Source organism: Capnocytophaga sp. oral taxon 864 (genome assembly GCF_002998835.1).
GTDB classification, from domain to species: Bacteria; Bacteroidota; Bacteroidia; order Flavobacteriales; family Flavobacteriaceae; genus Capnocytophaga; species Capnocytophaga ochracea.
The window spans coordinates 1,158,930-1,184,512 of the sequence record NZ_CP027232.1 but is presented as its reverse complement, the minus strand read 5'-3'; the positions used below and the strand labels follow the sequence as shown (position 1 = coordinate 1,184,512).

Annotated in this window: 15 protein-coding genes; 13 read left to right on the top strand and 2 right to left on the bottom strand. The window is 40.8% G+C overall.

Features of this window, described 5'->3' with window-relative positions; all coding sequences use genetic code 11:
* Positions 1 to 150: 150 nt before the first annotated feature.
* Together C3V44_RS05240 and C3V44_RS12220 are read right to left on the bottom strand one after the other, a co-directional pair.
* The gene (locus C3V44_RS05240; RefSeq protein ID WP_254425479.1) at positions 151 to 1,050 is read right to left on the bottom strand and encodes a hypothetical protein; all 900 of its coding nucleotides are present in this window, start codon (positions 1,048 to 1,050) and stop codon (positions 151 to 153) included.
* Positions 1,051 to 1,166: 116 nt separating this feature from the next.
* Positions 1,167 to 1,367 carry a hypothetical protein gene (locus C3V44_RS12220; RefSeq protein WP_254425478.1) on the bottom strand — a complete coding sequence of 67 codons (201 nt, stop codon included), beginning with the start codon at positions 1,365 to 1,367 and terminating at the stop codon, positions 1,167 to 1,169.
* Positions 1,368 to 2,119: 752 nt separating this feature from the next.
* Between C3V44_RS12220 and C3V44_RS05225 the strand changes: the two genes are divergently transcribed.
* The 13 genes from C3V44_RS05225 to C3V44_RS05165 all read left to right on the top strand — a co-directional run bounded on the left by C3V44_RS05225 (position 2,120) and on the right by C3V44_RS05165 (position 25,197).
* Positions 2,120 to 3,349: a 3-phosphoshikimate 1-carboxyvinyltransferase gene (locus C3V44_RS05225; protein ID WP_106095778.1), complete on the top strand. Its 1,230-nt coding sequence runs from the start codon at positions 2,120 to 2,122 to the stop codon at positions 3,347 to 3,349.
* Between the two features lie 228 nt (positions 3,350 to 3,577).
* Positions 3,578 to 3,892, top strand: a complete 315-nt coding sequence (locus C3V44_RS05220) for an HU family DNA-binding protein (protein ID WP_002670816.1) — start codon at positions 3,578 to 3,580, stop codon at positions 3,890 to 3,892.
* Positions 3,893 to 4,079: 187 nt separating this feature from the next.
* Positions 4,080 to 5,624, top strand: a complete 1,545-nt coding sequence (locus tag C3V44_RS05215) for a ribonuclease E/G (protein ID WP_002670818.1) — start codon at positions 4,080 to 4,082, stop codon at positions 5,622 to 5,624.
* 57 nt (positions 5,625 to 5,681) lie between these two features.
* Positions 5,682 to 6,365: a uroporphyrinogen-III synthase gene (locus C3V44_RS05210; RefSeq protein ID WP_106095777.1), complete on the top strand. Its 684-nt coding sequence runs from the start codon at positions 5,682 to 5,684 to the stop codon at positions 6,363 to 6,365.
* A gap of 226 nt (positions 6,366 to 6,591) precedes the next feature.
* Positions 6,592 to 7,902, top strand: coding sequence for a regulatory iron-sulfur-containing complex subunit RicT (locus C3V44_RS05205; protein WP_106095776.1), 1,311 nt, complete (start codon positions 6,592 to 6,594; stop codon positions 7,900 to 7,902).
* Positions 7,889 to 8,377 (top strand): gliding motility lipoprotein GldH, encoded by a 489-nt coding sequence (locus tag C3V44_RS05200; RefSeq protein ID WP_106095775.1) that lies wholly within the window; start codon positions 7,889 to 7,891, stop codon positions 8,375 to 8,377. Before C3V44_RS05205 ends, C3V44_RS05200 begins: the two co-directional genes overlap by 14 nt.
* Positions 8,378 to 8,399: 22 nt before the next feature.
* Positions 8,400 to 10,724, top strand: coding sequence for a penicillin-binding protein 1A (locus C3V44_RS05195; protein WP_106095774.1), 2,325 nt, complete (start codon positions 8,400 to 8,402; stop codon positions 10,722 to 10,724).
* A gap of 964 nt (positions 10,725 to 11,688) precedes the next feature.
* Positions 11,689 to 14,754 carry a TonB-dependent receptor gene (locus tag C3V44_RS05190; protein WP_106095773.1) on the top strand — a complete coding sequence of 1,022 codons (3,066 nt, stop codon included), beginning with the start codon at positions 11,689 to 11,691 and terminating at the stop codon, positions 14,752 to 14,754.
* A 12-nt stretch (positions 14,755 to 14,766) separates the two neighbouring features.
* On the top strand, positions 14,767 to 16,572 hold the full coding sequence (locus C3V44_RS05185; RefSeq protein ID WP_106095772.1) for a RagB/SusD family nutrient uptake outer membrane protein: 1,806 nt from the start codon (positions 14,767 to 14,769) through the stop codon (positions 16,570 to 16,572).
* Position 16,573: 1 nt separating this feature from the next.
* A complete protein-coding gene (locus tag C3V44_RS05180) occupies positions 16,574 to 17,674 on the top strand; it encodes a DUF5017 domain-containing protein (RefSeq protein ID WP_106095771.1) in 1,101 nt (366 codons plus the stop codon).
* A gap of 251 nt (positions 17,675 to 17,925) precedes the next feature.
* Positions 17,926 to 22,056, top strand: a complete 4,131-nt coding sequence (locus C3V44_RS05175) for a response regulator (protein ID WP_106095770.1) — start codon at positions 17,926 to 17,928, stop codon at positions 22,054 to 22,056.
* 46 nt (positions 22,057 to 22,102) lie between these two features.
* Entirely contained in the window at positions 22,103 to 23,686 is a 1,584-nt protein-coding gene (locus tag C3V44_RS05170; protein WP_106095769.1) for a glycoside hydrolase family 31 protein, read from the top strand.
* A 29-nt stretch (positions 23,687 to 23,715) separates the two neighbouring features.
* Positions 23,716 to 25,197: a DUF4832 domain-containing protein gene (locus C3V44_RS05165; RefSeq protein ID WP_106095768.1), complete on the top strand. Its 1,482-nt coding sequence runs from the start codon at positions 23,716 to 23,718 to the stop codon at positions 25,195 to 25,197.
* Positions 25,198 to 25,583 lie beyond the last annotated feature (386 nt).

Sequence of the window (25,583 nt, the reverse complement as noted above, 5' to 3'; positions counted from 1 at the left end):
GAGGTAGGGGGGATGTTATCAAATAAACATTACTACACTCTCCATCTCCTTGGGAGAAGTCTCCGAATAGGAGAGTATGTGATTGGGAGAATATTAATCAAAAAAGGTATCCAATCTTTGGATACCTTTTTACTGAGAACAGTTATATCTCTAATCTTTTACAAAAACATAGTCTTGTGCTTCTTTATTGCTAATAATATCTTTAAGAATCCTTACATATTCATTATAAGCGGTAGCTTCAGAGCATACAACAAAAGACACTAATTCTGTTTTTCCTTCAAGTGATTTTCCATAGAATCCGATGGCATTATGTTTAGGAATTAACTTTATTGTATTTTCACCTAGATTAGTAGTAATATGTTCTCTGCGATCTTTGCCCCCAAATTCTATATAATGACGAGTATAATAACCTAAATCTTCTGTTTTTATTGTAAAAGGTTCTTTTAAAGTCGCACCGTAACAATAATACAACTCTTTATAATAATATTCATAACGGAATCTTCCTAAAAATAGTTTATAGTTAGAATATTGAGTGTTAAGCTGTTCTATTGTTCTTGAAGAATTAAAGAAAGTAAAAGGCTTTTCTTGGATTTTTTTATTACTATATGTTACATCAATAACTTTAGGAATAAAAGGAGGAACTTGATCTTGTTCTCTGCCCATAAGTATTAGAGGAAGAGTCTCTTCTACATTTAAAAAATAATAAGGTTCAAAATCATCATCATACATAGATTTTAATAAATTCACATATTCTCTATAAGCTTCATCTGTAGGAAATACGTAAAAAGAAGTAGCAATATAACGATATTGACCTCCGTTTATATAATCATAAGTAGAATAACGACCTGGAGAAGGTTTTGTAGAATATATAATCACAGCTCTTTTCTTTTCAAATAATCCGTAGCGTTCATTCTCAAATGTTTCTCCTTTTTTACCTGTGCAGGAATAGAACTTATAAGGGCGTCTTATATAGGATTCTCTATCTTCCTCAGAAATAAATTCGCCTAATTCATCGTGAGTAATAGTAGCTAAATCGCTATTTACAATCATAAATTTTTTGTAAAAGTCATCTAATAGCTTATTACCTTTCTCTAAGTTACTTTCTATAAGTGGAATAGGGCATCCAGGTAAACGGTATTCTGCTTCAATATACCAATCAAAGTAGTTTACAGGATATATCTTGGAATATCAAATTTCTTAAGGTCTTTATCAAATCCCAAAATAATTTGGTTAGTTTTCACGGTAGGAGTAGCGGTACCGTTACCATTATTACCGTTGCCGTTGTTATCACAGTTGCAGTCCTTGTCTTTACTACAAGACGCTAAGGCTAACCCAATAATAGCCAAATAGAATAAAAATTTCTTCATAATGTTGTAATTTTATATGTTATTTATGCCACAAAAGTACAACATATTTTTTAACTGTGCAATTTTTTTCAGTTAAAAGTTACTAAGAGGGTAAATATAAAATACTTGCATCTCTGTTATAGCTATAATCCCCGCCACCACATTCCACCTTTGGAGGTAGCCAGCGATAGCTGGGTATGTGTAAGGGGGGAGGTTTGTCTCCTTTTCCAGCTTGTCCCCCTTCGGGGGTTCGGGGGCTTACCAAATAAGTAACTCGCTACATTTCCTCTTTTGAAGATAGCCAGCAACAACTGGGTATGTGTAAAGGGGAAGGTTTCTTTCGCTTCCCCGCCACACTCCCTCCTATTGCCTATGCCCTAAGGCCTAGTGCCTTTTCCCTTTCTTTCGCCTCGAAACCCTGTTTTTAACATTTTTAGCCTTGTTGTATTATACTATGAGTCAACTACTTATATACCCTTTCTATACCAATCGTCCAAGATTCGTATAAGCTTCCTATAAGCTCTCTATAAGCTAACCCCACCCTCTTTACAGCCTTTTTTCACCAAAAACGCCCTTAACCTTCTTCTGAAAATCTCCGTTTCCTTCCGAATCCTCCAATGTGTCACTTTTTACGGCACACACTTTGCCAAAGTTTCAAACTTTGGCAAAGTTAATTATTAGTATTATCAGCATTTTTGGTTTTATCAGCATTATTCCCTACCTTTGCACCCTATTAAACACCTATCACCCATTAACCTTTTACCTTTTACCTTATGAACATACAATTACCTCATTCCACATTACAGTCAGAAAAACATTTGTTGCTCTCAGGTTCCAAGTCCGAAAGCAATAGAGCACTTATATTGCAAGCGCTCTTCCCTGAACTCACTGTGCAAAACCTCTCCACTGCCGATGATACCCTACTGCTACAACAAGCCCTTACCTCTCATACAGAAGTTGTAGACATTCATCACGCAGGTACTGCAATGCGCTTTCTCACCGCTTATTTTGCAATACAACAGGGCAAAGAAGTGCTCCTCACAGGTTCTCCCCGAATGAAAGAAAGACCCATAAACCTATTAGTAAATGCGTTACAACAGTTAGGCGCCGATATTACATATACTGAAAAAGAAGGATTTCCACCTATATATATAAGAGGCAAAAAGCTTACTAACAACGAAGTACATATCCAAGGCAACGTCAGCAGTCAGTACAGCTCAGCTTTATTGCTTATTGCTCCTACTTTGCCTAACGGACTCACCTTGCATTTGGAAGGCGAAGTTACCTCTCTGCCTTACTTAAAAATGACTACCAATCTCTTAGCTCATTGCATAGGACAAGAGCAAGTGTTGTTCAAAGCCAATACTATAAAGGTAAACACAATGAAAGGAAAAAACTTACTACATAACAGTTGGGAAGTAGAATCCGATTGGTCTTCCGCCTCCTATTGGTATGTTTTTGTTGCCTTATCGCCCATAGGCACCACCCTTTCATTGTCCTATTTTAGGCCTCATAGCCTGCAAGGCGATAGTGCCTTAAAAACTATTTATGAGTTTTTTGGAGTGCACTCCTCATTCAAAGGTAATGAATTAACTATTGAAAAAGTAGCTGAACCTCAAGAAAAGCGTTTTGAGTGTAACCTAAATGCCACCCCTGATATAGCACAAACCATTGCCGTTACTTGTGTAGCAATGGGCTTAGAGTGCCATCTAACAGGCTTACACACTCTTAAAATCAAAGAAACCGACCGCCTTCAAGCATTACAAACCGAACTGAGAAAGTTAGGAGCAGAAGTAAGTATTACTCACGATAGCTTGCATTTAGCACCTTGCCCACACTTGCGCTCTGGCATTAGCATTGCTACCTATAACGACCATCGAATGGCAATGGCTTTCACACCTTTGATGCTAAAAACTACCCTCGAAATAGCCGATAAAGAAGTCGTAAGCAAATCCTATCCCTCTTTTTGGCACGACGTAGCCCAGCTTACAGTTAAAAGATAATAGTTAAAACTTATTTTCAATCAGTAACATAAAAATCTACCACGATACGACAAAAGTATATTTTAGTTGTAAAATATTAGAAAACAGTATTTTAAACAGCTAATTATCAGATACTAAAAAATAAAAACTAAAAAAAGTTGCTCTAACATAGTGTTTATTAAATAATTAATTTGTACCTTTGCACGCTGAAAGGATTTAGAGAATATTATTAATTAAAACAATATAAAGATGACAAAAGCAGAAATTGTATCAAAGATTTCCGACAAGTTGGGTCTTGATAAAAACGACGTTCAACTAACGGTTGAAAACTTTATGAACGAAGTAATCAACACATTAGAAAGTGGCCAAAACGTATATCTTAGAGGCTTCGGTAGCTTTATTATCAAAACTAGAGCTGAAAAAACTGGACGTAACATCTCTAAGAATACCACTTTGAAAATTCCCGCTCATAACATTCCTGCATTTAAGCCTGCAAAAGTATTCGTTGAAGGAGTTAAAGCTAAGGTAAAAGTAGCTAAAACTGATAAAAAAGCGAAAAAATAACATTGTATTAATAAATCACAATATATTAAATAATTAAGTTATGCCAAGCGGAAAAAAAAGAAAAAGACATAAAGTGGCTAACCACAAACGCAAAAAAAGAGCGAGAGCTAATCGCCACAAAAAGAAAAAGTAGTTTTTAACTACTTTTTCTCTTTAAAGTAGTATTGTTTAACTAAAATCCAACAAAGTGGACAAAGAATTAATCATTCGTTCTGGTTCCTCTTACGTAGATTTTGCTTTGCTCAGAGACGGTAGGCTCATCGAACTTCATAAAGAAGAAGATACTAACGGCTTAGGAGTAGGAGATATAATGCTCGCTAAGGTACGCAAACCTATACAGGGGCTCAATGCAGCTTTTGTAAACGTAGGTCACGAAAAAGACGCCTTCTTGCATTATCACGACTTAGGCCCCCAATTAGCTTCTCTACTGAAGTTCCTTAAATGGGTAATCTCTGGAAAACTAAAAGACTTTTCTCTTAAAGATTTTCCCTTAGAACCCGATATCGATAAAAATGGTTCTGTAGCCGAAACACTTAAACCTAATCAACCTATACTGGTACAGATAGTAAAAGAACCTATCTCCACCAAAGGTCCTCGTATCAGCTCTGAACTCTCTATCGCAGGTCGTTACCTCGTGCTAGTTCCCTTTTCTGACCGCATTTCTATCTCTCAGAAAATAGAAGGTAAAGCCGAGAAAGAACGCTTGCGTAAACTCTTGCAAGGCATTAAACCCAAAGGTTTTGGTGTGATTGTACGCACCGTAGCCGAAGGTAAAAAAGTAGCGGAACTCGACAAGGATTTGCAAAGTCTCTTCAATCGTTGGGTTTTGATGTGCCGAAAAATTCAAAAAGCGGTTTTTCCCTCTAAGGTAATGAGTGAAGTGAACAAAACGGGGGCTATCCTCCGCGATATGTTCAACGATTCCTTTACAGGTATTCACGTAGATAATGAGCAACTCTATGAACAGATAAAAAAATACGTACAAGAAATTGCTCCTGAGAAAGAGAATATCGTAAAACTCTATCACTCATCAGTGCCTATATTCGAAAAGTTCCATATAGAACGACAAATCAAAACGGCTTTCGGTCGCACCGTATCGATGCCAAAAGGAGCTTACCTCGTAATAGAACACACCGAAGCCTTACACGTGATAGACGTAAACAGTGGCAACCATTCCAATAAAAATAACGACCAAGAAACCACCGCTCTATCCGTAAACCTCATCGCTGCTACCGAAATCGCACGACAACTCCGATTGCGCGATATGGGTGGTATCATCGTCGTCGATTTTATCGATATGGGCAATAGCGAAAACCGCCGTGTATTATTTGATCACTTGCGCAACGAAATGGCTGAAGACCGTGCTAAACACAAAATCTTGCCCCCGAGCAAATTCGGTCTGATACAAATCACACGCCAGCGAGTGCGCCAAGAACTAAACATCAAAACAAAAGAAGAGAATCCAAGCAAAGAAGGCGAAATCGAAGCGCCTATCGTTCTAATTGATAAAATCAATATAGAACTTGAAAGCATTATTAAGGAGGAAGCCTATAAAGGACGTATCGTGCTAAATGCGCACCCTTTCATAGCAGCTTATTTAACCAAAGGGCTATTTAGCTCTATCCGTTTCAAATGGTTCTTGAAATACAAGCGATGGATAAAAATCCTACCGCGCGATGCCTATACTTATTTAGAGTATCGCTTCAAAACCAACGAAGGAACCCCTCTTTAACATTACCAAACTCGGTGCGTAGCAATACTCACCGAGTTTTTTTATTAAATAACAAATATGAAAACCATCGTCTCTACAAAAGTCTTATCCCAAGAACAGAAAGCAATCCTTTCGGTTCTTCCTATACACCTTATTGAACACAACTTTATCACCGTAAGCCCTATAACAATGAGCCTCACACCGCCCTACGACTTGCTTATTGTTACCAGTCAAAATGCAGTGAAGAGCCTATCACAAAACCCTTTGGCAACTACCTTAAAAGAGACTCCAGTTCTTTGTGTAGGTGAGCAAACTCAACAACTACTCACTCAAAACGGGTTTAATGTATTGCATTTTGCCCACTATGCCTCTGATTTGGTTCAATATTTACAGCAAAACTTAACTTCCTTAAAAAAACTTACCTCTATCGCATTCTTTGCAGGTACTCAACGCCTTAATACTCTTCCCAACTTCTTTGTTGAAAACAATTTAAAAGTAAAAGAAATCACCGCTTATAAAACTGAATATACTCCTATTAAGATAAAAGAGAACGCAAGTGCTATTCTCTTTTACAGTCCGTCGGGAGTAGAAAGCTACTGCACGCGCAACACCCTTACCGCTGAACAACAAATATTTTGTATAGGTAAAACTACTGCCGAAGCCGTAAAAAACAGATTAAAAAACCAAACTGAAAATATAATCCTCCCTCCGATTCCTACTGTAAAATCTCTTTTAGAAATACTGTCTATAAACCTAAAATAACAGACTATATTAGGGTAATAATCCTAAAAATAAAGAAAATAATCACTAAACATTGTTGCTCTAATTATATTTTTTTGTATTTTTGCCGATTGAGGTAGTATGCTACCTAAACACTATTAACATAATAAACAGGAAAATGAGTTGCAATAGTTGCACAATCAATCATACAAAAAAAGGGTGTATATCCAACTGTCGAGCCAGTAGCTTTGGGAGTGTAAAACTCTCAGTGTTCGATTGGCTTGCTAATACTCAATTAGCTGGTGGACAAGAGTTTTTCGACTGCGTGGAAGTACGTTTTAAAAACAGTCGAAAGGAATACTTCCGCAATGTCGACAAGCTCCCTCTGCAAATAGGAGATGTCGTAGCTACCGAAGCTCCCTCAGGTCACGATGTAGGGGTAGTAACGCTCACAGGTGAGTTGGTGCGTTCGCAAATGAAGAAGAGAAAAATAGATTGGGAAGGCGACTTGCCCCGCGTATACCGCAAAGCCAATCAGCACGATATAGATGTGTGGCAACAGTCACGTGCCAAAGAGATTGAAGTACAAAAACAATCACGCGAGCTGGCTATTGCCTTAGGGCTCGAAATGAAAATCTCAGATGTCGAATTTCAAGGTGATGGCTCTAAGGCTACTTTCTATTATACAGCTGAAGGACGCGTAGATTTCCGCCAACTCATTAAGGATATGGCAAAAGCCTTTTCAGTGCGTATAGAAATGCGCCAGATAGGTTTCCGTCAAGAGGCAGCTCGCTTGGGCGGTATAGGCTCTTGTGGGCGCGAATTGTGTTGCTCTACTTGGCTTACCGATTTTAGAAGTGTTTCTACTTCGGCTGCCCGCTATCAGCAACTCTCTTTAAATCCACAGAAATTAGCAGGGCAATGTGGTAAGCTAAAATGTTGCTTGAACTTTGAGCTCGATACTTATTTAGATGCTCTGCAAGACTTCCCAAGAACCGATACAAAACTCCATACACAACGCGGTATGGCTACTTGTCAAAAGATAGACATCTTTAAGCGATTAATGTGGTTCACTTATGATGAAAACCCTATTACTTGGCACAAACTATCTGTAGACAGTGTAAAAGAAATCTTAGAAATTAATAAAAAAGGCGAACCTATCGAGGAACTCGAAGAATACGCTATTGTAACCGATTTGTCTTCTCGTAAGAGTACCTCAGTATATGAGGGCATCGAACTCACTCCGGTAGAAGAAGATAGCATCACCCGTTTCGATACTCCTAAGCGTAAAAAGAACAAACGTAACAATAAAAAGGACAATAAAGGAGGTCAAAAGAATGCTAAATCTGCTCAAAGTAACAATAATAACTCCTCTAAACAACTGAAATCACAGTCCAATCAAGGAGCTAAGAAAAACAATAACAATGCAGAGGTAGCAAACGAAAAACAAGCTCAAAAGCCACAAGCGAAACCTAAAAATACTCATTATACCAATGGGAATAACAAAAAGAACCCTAATTATAAAAACAAACAAAAAGTTAATAATAACGACAATACACCAAAAGATGAAAATTCTTAGCCTGCTAACCTTCTTTACCTTGCTTATTTCTTGCCATAGTGGGGTGGAATATAGCCAATACGTTTCCCTACCCAATGGTTGGGAACAGCATAAACCTATGTTTTTTGAATTAGAAGAAAACGACACAGTAGCAAAGAAAAACCTTTTTATAATGCTCCGAAATGACGAACATTATGAGTTCAGCAATCTGTTTCTCATTACTAAAATGGAATTGCCTAACAGCAATAAAGTAATTGTAGACACTTTGGAGTACGAAATGGCTACCCCCGAAGGTAAGTGGTTAGGCTATGGCTATTCAGCCGTAAAAGAGAGTAAATTGTGGTATAAAGAGAATTTCACATTCCCTACTAAAGGTAAATATCTCATAAAAATAGAACAAGCAATGCGAAAAATAGGCGATAACAACGGCGTGCCTGTGCTCAAAGGAATTACTGAAGTAGGATTAAGAGTTGAGGAAGTAAAAAACAGAAAGTAAACTTTCATTGATAAACTGATAAATAAGATATGAAAAAACAAACGACACAGAAAACAATAGTCAAACCAAAAAGGGTATAAGCCCCGTCGTAAAATGGTTTTGGTATATCTTTGCTGGTGGAATTGTAGCAATTATGTTGCTGTTCTTATCAGCGTCTTTGGGACTATTAGGCGAGATGCCTGACTTCAAACACTTAGAAAATCCCGAAACCAATTTGGCTACCGAAATAATTACCGCCGATGGTAAATCCTTAGGAAAATTCTATTTAGACGAGAATCGTACCCCTATTAAGTTTAAAGATTTGCCCAAATCATTAGTCGATGCGCTTATTGCTACCGAGGACGAACGCTTTTACGAGCATTCAGGTATCGATGTACGTGGCACCTTGCGCGCAATGTTTTTCTTCGGTAGCAGAGGAGGGGCTTCAACTATTACCCAACAGTTAGCTAAACAACTCTTCCATAAAGAAAAGAAAAGAGGCTTAGGGCGTTATACTCAAAAGATAAAAGAATGGGTCATTGCTACTCGTCTCGAGAAACAATATACCAAAGAAGAAATATTGGCAATGTACTTTAATGTCTACGACTTTAATAACAATGCCGATGGTATACGCTCTGCTGCCAAAATTTACTTCGATAAAGAACCTAAAAATCTCAAGATAGAAGAGGGGGCAATGCTGGTCGGAATGTTTAAAAACTCCGCTCTTTATAATCCAGTGAAAAATAAAGTAGGCGTCACCAATAGGCGTAATGTAGTACTTGCCCAAATGGCAAAGAACAACTACATTACTCAAGAGGAAAAAGACTCTCTACAAAAACTGCCTTTAAAAATTAAATTCACTCCTGAGAGCCATAACGACGGTTTGGCTACCTATTTCCGCGAATACTTGCGTACTTATATGAAAACCTGGATTGAAAACAATCCTAAGCCAGACGGTACCAAGCACAACTTATATCTCGATGGACTAAAAGTCTACACTACTATCGATTCTAAGATGCAAGCCTACGCTGAGGCTGCCGTTAAAGCTCATATGCAACGACTACAAAAGGCTTTCGACGCCGAAAATAACCCTAAAAAGAACCCTATGTTCCCTTTCGTGAAGGTCTCAAAAGATGAGTACGCAGCCCTAATTGAAAAGGCAATGAAAAACTCTAATCGCTGGGCTCACTTAAAGTATTTAGGCTATTCCGAAAAGGAAATCCGCGACTCTTTCTATAAAAAGACCGATATGCGCGTATTCAGTTGGAAAGGTGAGAAAGACACTGTAATGACCCCTCGCGATTCTATACTGTACTACAAGGCTTTTTTGCGCACAGGAATGATGTCTATGGAACCCCAAACAGGGCATATCAAGGCTTGGGTTGGTGGTATTAACTACAAACATTTCCAGTACGACCAAGTCATACAAGGAGCTCGCCAAACTGGGTCTACCTTCAAACCTTTTGTTTATGCCACAGCTATTGACCAGCTCCACTATTCTCCTTGTTTAGAGCTGCCCGATATACAAACTTGTGTAGAAGCTCATAAATATGGTAACCTGCAAGCGTGGTGTCCGCGTAACTCCACAGGTAACTTTACCGGTAAGATGATGACTCTCAAATATGCATTAGCAAACTCTGTGAACTCTATTACGGTGAATTTAATGGATAAAGTAGGTCCTCTTCCTGTCATTAACTTAGTGAAAAAGTTAGGAATTACTTCCAATATGCCTCAAGCTCCTTCCATCGCCTTAGGTACTGCTGATGCCACTGTTTTCCAAATGGTAGGTGCTTACGGTACTTTTGCCAATGAAGGCGTATATGTAAAACCTGTACTGATTACCCGTATTGAAGATAAAAACGGTACTGTACTCTTCGAAAACACTCCTGAAACTCACGATGTAGTAAATGCCGAAGTAGCTCGCGCCGTAGTAAATCTTTTGGAAGGTGTTACTCGCTACGGTTCAGGGGCGAGATTGCGTACCAAAGGAGCTGATAGCTACAACGCTGTATATAAAAATGTGATGACTGGCTATCCTTACCAATTTACCAATGCCATAGCTGGTAAAACCGGTACTACCCAAAACAACAGCGATGGTTGGTTTGTCGCAATGGTGCCTAATCTTGTAACAGGCGTATGGGTAGGAGGCGAAGACCGTGCAGTACACTTCCGTAGTATGGCTTATGGACAAGGGGCTACAATGGCTCTACCTATTTGGGGATACTATATGAAAAAGTGTTATGCCGATACTGACTTAGCTGTTTCCAAAGCAGCATTCCCTGCTCCTCAGAATGTACAAATCCAAATAGATTGTAGCAAGGAGAAAGAAGAAGGCTCAGGAGAAGACGATACCTCTATCGATTTTTAATCATTAAATATATTAAAAAACGGGATACCTTCGCTTTTGCGTTGGTATCCCCTTTTTTTTGTATTGATAAATACAACCGAACTTTCTTCATATCCCTATCTTAGCTTTAATTTACCTTCACTTTTTCTTCGTCTTTTGTTCATCATTTCTTCGTCTTTTCTTCGTTGTAGACCCACTGTAGAGCCACTCATTGCTCGTTCTTTGTTCGTCTTTTCTATAAGCTCTCTAAATCTACATTATTTAATTCTCCCGCCCCCATTTGCTAATTTGCTAATTAACTCATTTACTAATTTTATCCGCCTGTGTGGCTCGACCGTCATTTGTTCGTCATTCGTCTCTCGTCATTCGTACCTACACTCCCCCTTGAAGATAGCCAGCGACAGCTAGGTATGAGTAAAGAGAGAGGTTTGTCACCTTTTTCAGCTTGTCCCCCTTCGGGGGTTCGGGGGCTTACCGAATAAGTGAGTCGCTACATTCCCCCTTCTCCGTCGCTACATTCCCCTTTTTCCGTCATACTCCCCCTATTGCCTATGGCCTAAGGCCTATTACCTATTCCTCTTTCTTTCGCCTCGAAACCTCATTTTTAGCACTTTTTAATCGTTGTATTATAGTATTAATCAACTACTTATATACCTTTTCTATACCAATCTTCCAAGATTCGTATAAGCTTCCTATAAGCTCTCTATAAGCTAACTCAAGCTCTTTTCAATCAAAAAACACTTTTTCCAGTTACTTATAATTCCTTTTTATTTCCTTTTAAAAAGTCCTTGTGCCTCTATTCTGTATATTTTTCGTAACATAAATACTACGATATTTCTTACCTTAAGCTCACGTTAACTTATTGATTACTTACGTTTTTATCAGAAAAATAACTTTTAGTAAAGAAAAATGTACAATAAGTAAAGTGCTTTTTGTTAAGTATTCCTTAATTTTGTCCCAAAGAAAAAACTTTAAATTTTATATAATGAAAAGCATCATTAGCATTTGTATTTTGCTGTTCAGTATCCCAATGCTGGCGCAAAAAGTAACTATTACGGGGGTAGTTACCGATGAAAACAAACAACCCCTCCCTGGTGCAAGCGTTGCCGTAGAGCACGCGCATTCAGGTACGGCTACTGATTTTGAAGGGCGTTTCTCCCTAAGTGTAGCTCCTACCGATAAAATAGTAGTGAGCTTTATGGGCTATCGCTCCAAAACCATAGCCGTAGGTAAAACACGTACTTTCAATGTATCTCTCGAACCTGAGGTCACTCAGATTGATGAAGTAGTACTTGTAGGGTACGGTACACAGCGCAAAAGCGATATCTCTACGGCAGTAGCTTCGGTGAAAATGGCAGATATCGCCCAAAGCAGTCCATCGCAGGTATTGCAAGCGTTGCAAGGTAAAGTGAGTGGGGTGCAAATCATCTCTTCCGATGGTTCTGCTTCCAGCGGACTCACATTTAGAATTCGCGGGGTGAACTCCATCACAGGAGGTACGCAACCGCTCTTTGTTATTGATGGGGTGCCTATGCCTACCCAAAGGGTAACCAACACCAATGAAGATGTGGCTACCAATCCGCTACTCAGCTTAAACCCTAACGACATTGAGTCAATGGAAATCCTCAAAGATGCCGCAGCAGCAGCTATCTACGGGTCTAACGGTTCTAATGGGGTAGTGCTTATCACCACCAAAAAAGGAAAAGAGCTCGCTAAACCTAAATTTAACTTCAGTTATGCAAGTTCTATTGAAATGATGCCTAATATCCCTTTGAAGGTGCTCAATGCTGAAAATTATGCTCACAAAATGCTCGATTATGGCACTTGGGGCAATCAACCTCAAATAGACTTTTGGCAACGAATGATTGCCGAAAAAGGCTGGAATCACCCTGCCGTAAAAGATTGGCTGAAAGAAGTTACCCAAACAGGTACTAAAAACGAAGCTAACGGTAGTATCACGGGTGGTACCGACCAAACCCGCTATATGCTTTCAGTGGGCTATCTGAACCAAGAAGGACTTATCAAACGTTCTGCTTTCAACCGCTTTACTTCACGCCTCAACCTCTCTCAGAAGATTAACGATAAGATGAATGCAGGTATCAACCTCTCTTATGCCGTTTCTAAGGATAAAAATCCCGTAAGCGATTGGTCTCAAAATGGAGTGGTTCTCAAAGCTTTGCAAACTTCTCCTTTCTTAGACTACCCTGGTTTTGGTACCCTGATGAGCTATCCTAATATTCGTACGATGAGCCCTAAGGTAGCAGTAGACCAAGTGGATATCAATACCAAATATAACGAGCTCAACGCCAATGTATACCTCAGCTATCAACTGCTTAAAGATTTGACTTTTAACACCAGTGCTTCTTACCGTTTACACACTATTGGTCAAGACCGTTTTTGGGGACCTGACACTTGGTTTGGACAGTCAGAACGCGGACGTATGGAACTCTCTCATCGCAATGAGAACAGCTGGGTATATGAAGCCCGTTTGCAATACTCTAAGAGCATCAATAAGCACTATTTTTCTATAATGGGCGCTTTTGAAGCCAATAAGTATTGGACAGATTATACTTACAATAAGTCTACCAACTTCGAGGATACCAAACAAGGCATTTGGGGTATCAACCAAGGGTTAGTAACCTATGCGCCTTTGTACACTTATGATGGCAACCAATTAGTATCCTACATCAGTAGGGCTACTTATAGTTATAACAACAAGTATGTACTCAACGCTTCTTTGCGTGCCGATGGTTCTTCTAAATTTGGTAAGAACAACAAATACGGTTACTTCCCTGCCGTTTCTTTGGCTTGGAATGCTCACGAAGAAGACTTTATCAAGAAAATAGAAGCTATTTCCAATTTGCGTTTGCGCGGTAGTTTTGGTATGACAGGTAACAACCAAATCCCATCTTACCAATCTTTAGCGCAACTCGCTAAAAACAAAGTAGTATTAGACGGTAACAAAGTAGAAATCGGTCGTTATACCAGCAATATTGCTAACGACAACCTCAAATGGGAAAGCCAAAAGCAATACAATATCGGTTTAGATTTGTCCTTCCTCAAAAACCGTTACACCCTTTCTACTGAATTGTATTACAAACGCATAGACGATATGCTTTTGGAAGTGAATATCCCTTCTACTTCGGGATTCCAAAAAGCGTGGAAGAATGCAGGTTCAATGGAAAACAAAGGTCTCGAAGTGAGTTTCAATGCACAATGGTTGCGAGAAAGCGATTTCAAATGGACAACTGATTTCAATATTTCTTTCTACCGAAACAAAATCCTTTCATTAGACGAAGGTCAGTATCAACAATTTTACGACCGAGGTATCAACTCCAAAATCAAAAGTGATGTGCTCTTGCGCGTAGGTATGCCAGTGGGTATTTACTACGGTTATGTAGCTGATGGTGTATTCCACAACCAAAACGAAGTGGATAACGCTCAGCCAGGGCCTAACGTAGCTTTAGGCGGTTTACGTGTGAAAGACATCAACCACGATGGTGTAATCGATACTAACGACCGTGTGCCCGTAGCCGATGTAAACCCATTGCACACGGGTGGTATAGGTAACACTTTCTCATATAAAGGTTGGGAATTGTACGCTTTCTTGCGTTGGTCGTATGGCAACGATGTAGTAAACGGTAATGCTTACTACCTCACAGGCACTAAGAATATCGACAATATCACACAAAGCGTTTATAACAACGTGTGGTCAGAAGCACACCCCGACCGTAACTTCCCGCTCTTTGGAGGTGGTTTCTGGGCTGAAAACGCTTTCCGCAGCGACTTGGTAGAAGACGGTTCTTTCTTGCGTTTGCAAACTGTTACTCTTAGTTACAACTTGCCTAAAGAAGTATTAGAACCTTACAAACTTAACAAATTGCGTGTAGGCGTTACCGGTACCAATCTTGCGCTTTGGACACGTTATTCAGGGTTTGACCCCGAAGCGAATACTGGCTATGGAACTATTGCCCGCTTAGCCCCAGGTCTCGATATGAGTCCGTATCCACGACCCACATCGGTTTTATTCTCAGTAGAAGTTGGTTTTTAAAAGATATAGATTATGAAATTACATATTATCACCATTATAACAATAGGGGTAAGCCTCGGATTGAGCAGTTGTGGCAAGTTCTTGGAAGAAACCCCCAAGAGCACCCCTACATCTCAATTTTTCTATGAAAATGAATTGGATGCTCGCCAAGCGATGAACGGTACTTACCGTTACCTCACCGATGTGTATGTTACAGGACACGGCACTAAACAAATCAGTACCGACCTTGCTAAACGCGCCGATTGGGACGAAGGGGGAGGCTTGCGCAACTACAAGTTTGGGTCAGACAACGATTATATTACCCAAATGTGGCAACAACACTATGCTGCCATTAAGAACTGCAACTCGGTAATCGATAATGTAACCGAACACCAAGGTCGCATCAATAACTGGGAACGCTATGTAGCCGAAGCTCGTGGTGTGCGCGCTTACTTGTACTTCGATTTGGTGCGTTGGTTTGGCGATGTGCCTTTGGTTGTGAAAGAAACCAAATCACTCGACGACCTCAAAGTGCCTCGTACTCCACAGAAGCAGGTGTTTGAGCAAATCATTGCCGACTTTACTTATGCAATGGCTCACGTAGCCGAAAAAGGCGATACAGGCAATGGTTACCAATACGGACGTATTACCAAAGATGCTTGTCGCGGTTTCTTAGCTAAAGTACACTTGTGGCTTGCTTCAGTAGCACAACGCGACGGACGTGAAGTGCTTGGTTCGGCTACTGAAAACTACACCAAAGCAATGAACTATGCCAAAGAGGTCATACAAGGCGGTCGCTACCAATTAGTAGAATACTATCCCGATGTATTCAACGCTAAAACCAAAATAAGCGAAGCTCCAAAAGAAGTTATTTGGTGCGTACAAGGTCTTACAGGTGACGATACCGGTACCCTCACAGGAATGCTTTACGGAATGAGAGGGAATGAGAACTTAGGAGGTTCGTGGGATAACATCTCCAGTTCCGATTACCATCGTATGATTTATGAACCCTCCGACTCTATTCGCCGATTGTGGAACTGCCCACGTGTGCAAGTGCTCGACAATGGTAAGTTATGGGGTTGGGACTACAATATTTATAAAGATACCCGTGTAGACCAACCTCTTAGTAAGGCTACCGAAAACAATAACTGGGTAATGTGGAGTATCGGTAAGTTCCGCCGTTTCCCACTAGCTGATACCTCTTCGTATAACTACAAGAACTTTGGTATGGATGAACCGTTACTTCGCTTTGCTGATGTACTTCTCATCTATGCCGAAGCCTATAACGAGGTAAACCATTCACCTGGGGCCTACACACCCTCATCTTCTTTAACAATGAATGGCACCAACGTGCAAAGCGCTTACGATGCAGTGAACTTAGTGCGCAAACGCGCTCGTATCTCTAACAAAGCAGGCGGACGCATCGTACACCGTGATGTATTGCCTCGTGATTTGGATAAAACTCATATCAACGATGTAAATACCGTAGTACCCGATTGGAAAACCTCCTCTTATGGCTATGACTATGCAGGTACTGCTATGTGGACAGCCAAACATTACAGAGATGACTATACTGCTTTCCGCACCGAAATACTGAACGAGCGCGCTCGTGAGCTTGTAGGAGAAACTACTGACCGCTGGTGCGACCTCGTACGCCGTGGCATTTTGGTACAAGCTTTCCAAAACTGGCGTATCAACAATCCGTTTATCAGTGGGGAGGAACGCCGTATTCCAGCACCTGCTGCGCCTGAGAATGTTCGCCCTTATCACCAGCTATTACCTATTCCGCTTAGCGAATTGGACGCAAATAAGAATTTAACTCAAAATCCTGGATATTAAAATGAAAACATATATATTACTCATTAGCAGTTTGCTACTCACGGCTTTGGGTGCTTGTACTAAGGACAAACCTGAAGACGTAGACCTATCAGTAACAGCTGATAAAACCCAAGTGAAGGTAGGCGACCCCGTAACTTTTACTATTCATCACAATGTAAATGCTTTGGCTATTTACACCGGTGATGAAGGGCACGATTACCAAAAGAGTATAGACAATGTACTCAAAGGGAAGACTTCAGAGGAATTACAAGGTAAAAACTATCGCCCTACCGACCCTGATGTGAAACCTTACAAAGTAGACTTTACTTCTACACAAGTAGGGAGCACTACTTTAGCCAATGGCGCTTTTGAAGTGCGCAACGCCAATAGCGGTGATAACTTAGTTGGCAGTCAAGCCGAAGTAGTAACCGATGCTACCATAGGTAAAAATGTAGTGAAAGTGAATGCCCAACACCCTAACTGGTGGTATGAAGCTTTGCGCCTTAATGTAAACACCAAAGTAGGAAGCGACAAGAAGATGACTTTACGAATGAAGTTTGCGACAACTACTTTGAAAAGTACTAACGACCAAAGCGAACACCCCGAAGAAACAAAGTTCCCTATCGTGATATTCTTAGGAGGAATTGCTGAAGGAGAAACAGCAGTCACTTTCAAAAAAGAAACCGTTTGGGATTTATTTGTAGAACCCAAAACTGAGTATACCGATTACACTTTTGATATTGGTCGTACCATTTCAGCGTGGGAAAGTGCTGTAAACAAAAAAATGGCAACGCTTTCTTATATTCAGATTCTGTTTACTACCGTGGGTGCTGGCATTGGCTATATAGGTGATTATTTTGTTGAATCGGCTAACTTTGGAGCTATTGACTATAAGGCTTTCGATACAGGAAAAGGTATTACCATTACCGATGATTCTGGGGTAACCAAATATACTCATACGTATGACAAAGCAGGAACTTATGAGGTAGTGGTAGTGGGCAGTAGCAGTGGTTTTAAAAGCTATTCAAAAGACGGCTATAAAACTGATGTAGGAACTGTAAGTGCTGACGAGTACAAGTACAACACTGAGTACCGCACTATCAAAATTACGGTAACCCCATAAGATAGTGATGAGGTGTAATCTGTACGAATAGGGTAAAGAAAAGACGAAGAAGAGGTGAACGAAGAGTGGGTCTACAGTGGCTCTACAACGAACAAAAGACGAAGGAATGACGAACAAAAGACGAATCTACGATGAAGGTAAGGCGAATCTAAGATGAAGAAATGAAGGTTACTTATCAGTTTTTAGATTTGGGTATTTTGAGCTTTTGATAAGGATTTTATATCTTTGCCCTCTAAATGAAATTTTGACAAATGAACAGAACGATAAAGCTCCTGCGAATCCTGCTGTTGTGGTATTTTCTCTTTCCTATCGCTTTCACAGAAGAGTTGGTGGTGAGAATTCAAGCGCAAGAAACTTTCCTTTTCCACCATCTTACGCGCAATGAAGGTCTGTTGCACGACAACGTTACTTGCATTGCTCAGGATTCGTTGGGCTTTATTTGGTTAGGCACCCACAGAGGGCTGAACCGTTTCGATGGCTATACCCTCGATGCCTACAAGTACGAGCAAGACCCTATCAACTCGGTGTACTACAACCGTGTGTACAGTTTGCAACCTATGGGGCGTTACCTTTGGGTAGCTACCGAAGCAGGAGTAGCTTGTTTTGATATTCGGCTCAAACAGTTTGTCAATTTCAAAATAGACGACCCTCTTGATTTGGCTTTCTATACCAAAGTAAAACTCTTACAAAAAGGCACAAACAATGAACTTTGGCTTTTGAGCGAAAACCAAATTAGGCGTGCTAAGGTAGTGTGGAATCAGCGAGAGAAGACACTTACGCTAAAAACATTGCCTATTGGCTCTGCCTCACAACTCACTACTTCGCAACTCAATCCGCAAATAGCAGTGAGCGAAAAAGGAGAAGTGTGGCTTTCGGGGTTCCCTTGGTTATCGGCTTACGTTCCTGACAAGGGCAGACTAAAAGCCCTACCTGAAAAGGTGAACAACATAGGTTCGGGTATCGTAAAGATGCTCTATGCCGATGGCTATTTGTGGGTGATTTACCGAGATAGCTTAGTGAAGTACGCCTGTAAGCCCGATAACACCTATACGATAGTCGCTAAAAAGGATTTTGACCTGAACAAACATTTGCTTTCTCTTACACTGAGCGGGCAATACGTGTGGGTAGTGAATGAAGAAAGTATCTTCCAGTTGGATAAAAACAGTCTTTCTCTGCTGAAAGAACACAGTCACTCGCCTTTGAATCCGTACTCGGCAAGCAATCATATCAACAGTGTGTTCTTAGACAAGGAGAGCAATTTGTGGGTATCGGCTTGGTCTAATGGCGTATCGTACAGCAGTACGCGCGATGCGTTCTTCAAGACGGTATGGATAAAACCCCAGAGCAAAGTGGGTTCGGAGTTTGTAAGCACGATGCACTACGACCCCGATGGCTATGTGTATATAGGCAATAAGTTCGGCGGAGTGATTAGGTTTCACACCCAGAGCCAGCAGTTAGACGAGCACTATTGTAATGCTCCTGAGCTTTCGCCTAACGTTACGAGTATTCAGAGCGATAAAGCACACTTGTACGTATCGGTTCGCGAACGGGTATGGGTGATAGACAAGCAAAGCCGACGCATTATCGGTTCGTTTGCAACACAGTGCAACGATTATATATTTGATATCAAGCTCGATACCTTTCACCGTTTGTGGATTACTACCTATTCAGGATTGGAGTGCTTTGAAGAGCAAAAAGGACAATGGCAAAACGTCTACACCTTTACCGAAACAACGCCTGAACCTCGTAGGTTATCTACTAACAAGCTCCACAAAATATATGTGGATAAAGCTAAGAACGAACTGGTGATAACCTCGGTAATGGGCTTAAACAGATTGCAACTCAATGCCAAAGGCGAGGTAGTGCGTGTGCTCAAATACGCTGCCGACGCTAAAACCCCACACAGCCTAAGTAGTAATTATCTTTGGGCAATTGATAAAGACAAAGATACTTATTGGATAGGCACTATGGGTAGCGGACTCAACAAGGTGGTTCTCACTGATAACGCTAATGGCAAACTCACTTATACTGCCGAACATTACGGTATAGAAGAAGGGGCAACCTCTAACGATATTGAAAGTGTGGAAGTAGATGCTTTTGGCAATGTGTGGTGTGGAGGCTTTTACTTGAGTTTCTTTGATACAAAGCAGAAGCGTTTTGCGGCTTTCAGCAACAACGATGGCTTGCAAGGACACAGTTTCGGGACGGCTTCCTCTTGCAAAGATGCTGAGGGAAATCTGTACTTTGGGGGCTCACACGGCTTTAACTATTTTAAACCACAAGCGCAAATGTTTTCGTCAGCCCACCTAAGAGTACATTTTAGCAGGTTTGAAAACAACGGCAAAGTAGTCAATTCGTCTATAGAGTTTACCGATGCGCTTTCGATAGCGTACCCGAACAACGATTTTTCGGTGTACTTCACCACTTTGTCATACAATGCCCCTCAGCGGTTGCGTTACCGTTATAAATTGGAGGATTACGACACTGATTGGCATTATATAGCCGTGAATGACCCTGCCCCACACGCCACTTACCAAAAGCTCCCTTATGGTACTTACAAACTATTAGTAGAGGTAGGCGATTGGCAACAGTGGAGCGGAGCGCAGACCGAGCTTACAGTGGTCTCCAAGCCTCCTTTTTGGCTTACGTGGTGGGCATACACCCTCTATGCACTTGGCCTTGCAGGCTTGCTGTACATAGGTTTCAGGTACTTTATGCGATGGACGCAAATGAAGCATACCATAGCTGTACAAGAGGAAAAAGAGCGACATAAAGAAGAGCTAATGCAGATGAAAATGCAGTTCTTTACAGACGTCTCACACGAGTTCCGTACACCACTTACCCTAATGAGCCACGCAGTAACTGAAATGGAAGAGGAAATGCCTTCCAATAAGTATGTGCATACCCTCAAACGCAATACGGGTAAGCTCAGTAATATGGTGAACGAACTGCTTGAAATACATCGTATGGACGTGTATACACCTCAGCTAAAAGCTAATTATATTTCGGCAAATAGCTATGTGCAAGCCATTTACAACGAGTTTAAGGAGTGGGCAAGCAAAGTGGCTATAACCTTGCAATTAACACTGCCTGAACAAGAAGTGAAGTTGTGGTTAGATGAGAAGTATTTTAGCAAGATACTTTCGAATATTCTTTCTAATGCTATTAGGTACTCCAATGCGGGAAGCACTATACGCTTATCGATTTCGGTAGAGAATTTGAGCGAGCTCACACCGCTCTACAAGAGCACCTTTGAGAACACTGCGCATACCTTGCCAGGCAAACAGTTGGTGGTAAAAGTGCAAGATGAAGGCATAGGGTTGGAGAAGAATGCCTTATCCGAAATCTTTGAACGCTTTCACCGTGTAGAGAGACAAGGACAAAAAAGAGTAGGTTCGGGCATCGGGCTTTCTTTGGTAAAATCATTAGTTGAAGCGCATCGCGGTGGGATTATCATTAGCAGTAAGCCCAATGTAGGTACCGAAGTCATCATCACCTTCCCTATGGACGATAGTTACTTATTGCCCGAACAGAAGTTACAGGACAGTGCTTTTCAGCTGAAAGAATACTTATCGGACTATGCGGTTGAGTATGAACACATAGGCGAAGAAGAGGACGAAATGTTAAATTTGCCCCAAGAAGATAAACCTACCTTGCTTTTAGTAGACGACAATCACGAGGTACTGATGATACTCAAAAACATCTTTATCAAAGAGTACAACATCATTCTCGCCTCCGACGGCGAACAAGCGATTGAGAAGTGTAATCAGCATTTTCCTAATTTGGTCATATCGGATGTGATGATGCCTAAAATTGACGGATTTGAGCTTTGTGCTATCCTGAAAAAGAACCTGCAAACGTGCTTTATCCCTGTGATATTGCTCACGGCGAAATCGCAAATAGAGTCGCAGATAGAAGGAATTGAGTTAGGAGCTGATGCCTACCTCACCAAACCTTTTGATGTGAAACTGCTCAAAACCAATGTGCGCAACTTGCTCAACAAGAGCAAACAACACGCTCCTATTGAGAATATCCGTCAGAAGGTAATTGATAAAAAACAACAAGAACAGTTAGACAAGCTCACTCACTTGGTAGTGACCAATATGCAAAACCCACATTTCTCGGTAGATAATCTCTGCCTTGAACTCGGTATGAACCGCACTAAGTTGTACAGCTTTGTCAAACAAGCTACCGAGCTTACCTTGGCGAACTACATTCGCAAAATACGCTTAGACAAAGCTGCCGAACTGCTTAAAACTACCGATAAACTCATCAGTGAAGTGTGCTACGAAGTAGGAATCGATAGTCCGTCGTATTTCACAAGAGCTTTTAAAGAACAATTTGGGGTATCACCCTCAGAATTTATTTTAGGTAAGAGGTAAAAAGTTAACGGCTAAGAACTAATAACTAACGACTAAAAACATACAAATGAAAAGAATATTTGCTTTTATTACTTTGTGCAGTTCGCTATGGGCGAGCGCACAACAGCCCACTGAAATCACCCTACTACCCAATGAACAATGGTGGGGTGGCTTTACGGGCGTAGGCAAAGAGATGCCTTACCAACCATCGGAGCGTATTTACAACTTGCGCACCGAGAATTTTAACAACCAATCGGTACCCTTTCTGTACTCTAATCAAGGGCGTTATATCGCTTCGGAAGCTCCTTTTGCTTACCAATTTAAAGAAGGAAAGATACTTATCACTCCTTCACGGGCTGAGGTGAGTTGCCACACAGCAGGCTCTACCCTCAAAAGTGCCTATCAGGCAGTGAGTAAACAATATTTTCCACCTTCTGGGGTAATCCCCCCCGAAGTGTTCTTTACCAAACCACAATACAACACTTGGATAGAACTTATTTACAATCAGAACGAAAAAGACGTTTTAGCCTACGCCAAAGCCATTCTGGACAACGGAATGCCAACGGGAGTAATAATGATTGATGACAACTGGCAAAAAGACTATGGCGTATGGCAATTCCGCCCCGATAAGTTCCCTACGCCTAAGGAAATGATAGACCAACTCCACCAAATGGGCTTCAAAGTGATGGTATGGGTATGCCCATTTGTATCACCCGATAGCCAAGAGTACCGCTTTTTGCGCGACAAAGGCTATTTAGTGAAGAAAAAAGGAGCTGACACCCCTGCTATCCTCGATTGGTGGAATGGGCTCAGCGCTTGCTACGACCTCAGCAATCCCGAAGCCTTTGCCTACTTTGTGAATATGCTTAAAGACCTACAAAAAGAATACGGCATCGATGGATTTAAGTTTGATGCAGGTGACCCAGAGCGTTATTTGGCGGAAGATGTAGAGGTTTTCGACCAAAAATCTTACGATACTGAACAGACCTATCTCTGGGGTAAATTAGGCTTAGAATTCCCCTACAACGAGTTCCGCGCTTGCTGGAAATTGGGCGGACAGGCTTTGGTACAGCGTTTGGGTGACAAGAGTTACTCTTGGGACGGTGTAGCCCGTTTAGTCCCCGATATGATAGCCGCAGGACTCAACGGTTATGCATTTGCTTGCCCCGATATGATAGGCGGAGGGGAATACGGCAGTTTCTTGAATGTAGACCCTACTAAGTTCAATCAGAAACTCATAGTGCGCTCTTGCCAAATACATTCGATGATGCCTATGATGCAATTTTCAGTAGCTCCTTGGCGCATTCTATCGAAAGAGAATTTGGCTATCTGTGTCAAATACGCCAAATGGCACGAACAATTAGGTGACTATATCATAGCCGAAGCTAAAAAATCGGCACAAACAGGAGAACCTATTGTGCGCAGTATGGAGTATACTTTTCCTCATCAGGGTTTCGCTAATTGCAAAGACCAATATATGCTGGGCGATAAGTATTTAGTAGCCCCTGTAATGACCGAAAGCGATATTCGCACGGTAAAACTCCCCAAAGGCACTTGGCAGGATGAACAAGGCAAAAAGTACAAAGGAGGCAAAGAACACACCCTAAAAGTACCTTTGGAGCGATTGCCTTATTTTGTAAAGATTAAGTAATAAATTATGCATTGTAAACTTAAAATCCTATGAAAAAATATCTTTTAACATTTTTTGTTTTACTAACCACCATAATCTCTTGCCAAAGCAAAGAAGATGACGTTAACAATGGAGGAGGTACACAGTCACCTACTACCAAAACCTCTACTACTACGTCTACTACCACCCCTATACCACCCGTTACCCCCCCAGCAGTTCCTTCTCTCAATCAGACAGTGAGATATGAAGGTACTAATGAGGTGTTTTTAAATCCTGAAAGAGGTTTTTTAACCCATCAAGACCAAGGGGAAGGTGATTGGACACTTAATGCAGATTGGGTGAGACAAAAGCGAAATCAGGAGGGGATAAGTCTTATTCTCACGATTTATTATATGAATAACTTTCGAGAGAAAGACATTCCGGAGTACTTTTTAAATCGGATTCGGAATAATATGCGAGTCATTCGCGAAGGAGGCTCTAAGGTGGTTTTACGCTTTGCTTATTCAAAAGACCAAGGTGATTATTACAATGGTAGAGGAGATACCTCGTGGTATTGGACGGAAAGACACCTTAACCAATTGTCACCAATAATTCGTGAAAATGCCGATATCATAGCTGTATGGGAAGCAGGTTTTGTGGGTGTTTGGGGCGAATGGTATTACACCAATCATTACGGCTTTGAACCCAAAGAAAACGCAGGAGCTTATGAAGCCCGCAGAAAGGTATTAGCAAAAGAATTGAGCATTTTACCTAAGGATAGAATGGTGTGTGTGCGCTACCCAATGGCAAAGATATTTACCCAAAACATCAATGTGCACACGAATCTTACAGAGGGAAATGCTTATAATGGCAGTGACTTATCACGCATAGGCTTCCATAACGATTGTTTTTTAGCTGATGCTCCTAATATGGGTACTTATCCTAATGAAAACTACCGCAAGTATATAGAGCGGGAGACCCAGTATGTGGTGATGGGCGGAGAGACTTGCACCTCGCCTAATAGTTTTACAGAATGTAGCAATGCTTTAAGAGAAATGGCTTTGTACCATTGGAGTTATATTAATATGGACTTTCACGAGGGTACTATTAATAGTTGGAAAAACAGGTGTATGGACGATATGAAAAGAAAATTAGGCTATCGTTTTGCACTTAATTACAGTAAATTTACGGGCAACCCAGTGCCTGGAGGACATTTGCAAATAGAGCTTGAACTCAAGAATGAGGGCTTTGCTTCGCCGTATAATCGTCGTGATGTGCAGATTGTTTTAGTGAGAAAAGGCACTTCGGAAAAACAAGTATTTAAACTCAATGACGACCCTCGACGTTGGTTTGCAGGTAAGACTGTGAAAGTGAAAGCAGATATTACTTTACCTCAGCATCTTTCCAAAGGGCTTTATGACATTTATTTGAATTTACCAGACCCTTACCAAAGTCTTGCTCATCGTCCGGAATACAGCATTCGTTTGGCTAACAAAGGCATATGGGAAGCTCAAACAGGTTATAACAAACTCAATACGATTACGATACAGTAAAGATTAGGATAATAAAAACAGAAAAAAAAGGTCAGCAAGAAGAGTTTTGCTGACCTTTTTTAATAATATAACGTGAGTTCGATGTAAGAAAAGTGTAGCTTACGCTACAGAAATCTTACAAATCTTAAAAAAATCAAACAAATAGGTAGCAAGCTGCCTGAAAGTCTCGTACGAATTACACGGATAGTCTTTCAATTGACAATTGATAATTGACAAATGAGATGTGCACGGATTGGCAACTTCGTTGCTGGATTTCACAGATTATAACACAAATACTATTGTAAATCAATATTGTACATATCGAACTGACGTTAACATAATACCAGAAATACTGATGGGTGATGGAAGGTCGGAAAATTCAAAAGGAAACGGAAGATTTCAGAAGA

Excerpts from the sequence above, each read along its gene's own strand:
- C3V44_RS05200 (WP_106095775.1), top strand. The coding sequence starts at position 7,889 with ATGAAAATTCTTAGCCTGCTAACCTTCTTTACCTTGCTTATTTCTTGC.
- C3V44_RS05165 (WP_106095768.1), top strand. The coding sequence starts at position 23,716 with ATGAAAAAATATCTTTTAACATTTTTTGTTTTACTAACCACCATAATC.
- C3V44_RS05225 (WP_106095778.1), top strand. The coding sequence starts at position 2,120 with ATGAACATACAATTACCTCATTCCACATTACAGTCAGAAAAACATTTG.
- C3V44_RS05240 (WP_254425479.1), bottom strand. The coding sequence starts at position 1,050 with ATGATTGTAAATAGCGATTTAGCTACTATTACTCACGATGAATTAGGC.
- C3V44_RS12220 (WP_254425478.1), bottom strand. The coding sequence starts at position 1,367 with ATGAAGAAATTTTTATTCTATTTGGCTATTATTGGGTTAGCCTTAGCG.
- C3V44_RS05190 (WP_106095773.1), top strand. The coding sequence starts at position 11,689 with ATGAAAAGCATCATTAGCATTTGTATTTTGCTGTTCAGTATCCCAATG.
- C3V44_RS05180 (WP_106095771.1), top strand. The coding sequence starts at position 16,574 with ATGAAAACATATATATTACTCATTAGCAGTTTGCTACTCACGGCTTTG.
- C3V44_RS05210 (WP_106095777.1), top strand. The coding sequence starts at position 5,682 with ATGAAAACCATCGTCTCTACAAAAGTCTTATCCCAAGAACAGAAAGCA.
- C3V44_RS05175 (WP_106095770.1), top strand. The coding sequence starts at position 17,926 with ATGAACAGAACGATAAAGCTCCTGCGAATCCTGCTGTTGTGGTATTTT.
- C3V44_RS05170 (WP_106095769.1), top strand. The coding sequence starts at position 22,103 with ATGAAAAGAATATTTGCTTTTATTACTTTGTGCAGTTCGCTATGGGCG.
- C3V44_RS05220 (WP_002670816.1), top strand. The coding sequence starts at position 3,578 with ATGACAAAAGCAGAAATTGTATCAAAGATTTCCGACAAGTTGGGTCTT.
- C3V44_RS05185 (WP_106095772.1), top strand. The coding sequence starts at position 14,767 with ATGAAATTACATATTATCACCATTATAACAATAGGGGTAAGCCTCGGA.